Raw genomic sequence first — 472 nt, forward strand, 5'->3', positions numbered from 1 at the left:
AGGAGGCTTTTGACGGCCAGCTTATCCCGTTTAACAAACGGATCCATGATGAAGGGTCTCCTTAGAAAATCCAGTAACGACGACAGGCTGAGGGGGTACGCTTAAAGAGGGTGGGATGGACAAAGGAAGCCCCCCACCAATAAAGTGACAGGGTAACGATGTTGTCACCGTATTGCGCTTTGATGTAACGTAATCCCCCAAACCAAGCCAGCGATAACGTCAGTCCTATCATTTCGTGTTTAAGCCAGAATGAGAGGCCAAAAATGCAGAGGGCAGGCACGAGTTCATCAACTGGGAACCCGAGCCAGCGACGACCTTTGTTCATGTGTTTTGGAATAGAAAAAAACTGATGAGGGTCTTCCATTGTGACTCCTTAGCCTAAGCCGACGAGTGGTGCTCCAACATTCCACAAGACTGAGCCGCCAATGAACCCGCCAACGGCCGCAAACCAGTTACGGCTCATCAGTCCAGT

At 50.4% G+C, this 472-nt stretch carries 1 protein-coding gene and 1 pseudogene; both read right to left on the reverse strand.

The genetic code is table 11. The features are described from left to right. Nucleotides 1-61 precede the first annotated feature (61 nt). Nucleotides 62-364, reverse strand: a complete 303-nt coding sequence (gene traL / locus AB4589_RS21990) for a type IV conjugative transfer system protein TraL (RefSeq protein ID WP_016800089.1) — start codon at nt 362-364, stop codon at nt 62-64. Nucleotides 365-373: 9 nt separating this feature from the next. Beyond that, nucleotides 374-472, reverse strand: a pseudogene (locus AB4589_RS21995) (type IV conjugative transfer system pilin TraA); the annotation flags it as partial.

It is taken from the genome of Vibrio sp. 10N.222.49.A3 (assembly GCF_041475145.1).
In the GTDB taxonomy this organism is placed as follows: domain Bacteria; phylum Pseudomonadota; class Gammaproteobacteria; order Enterobacterales; family Vibrionaceae; genus Vibrio; species Vibrio tasmaniensis_A.

What these genes read in the sequence shown, in the direction of transcription:
- traL (WP_016800089.1), bottom strand. Translation starts at nt 364, where the DNA reads ATGGAAGACCCTCATCAGTTTTTTTCTATTCCAAAACACATGAACAAA.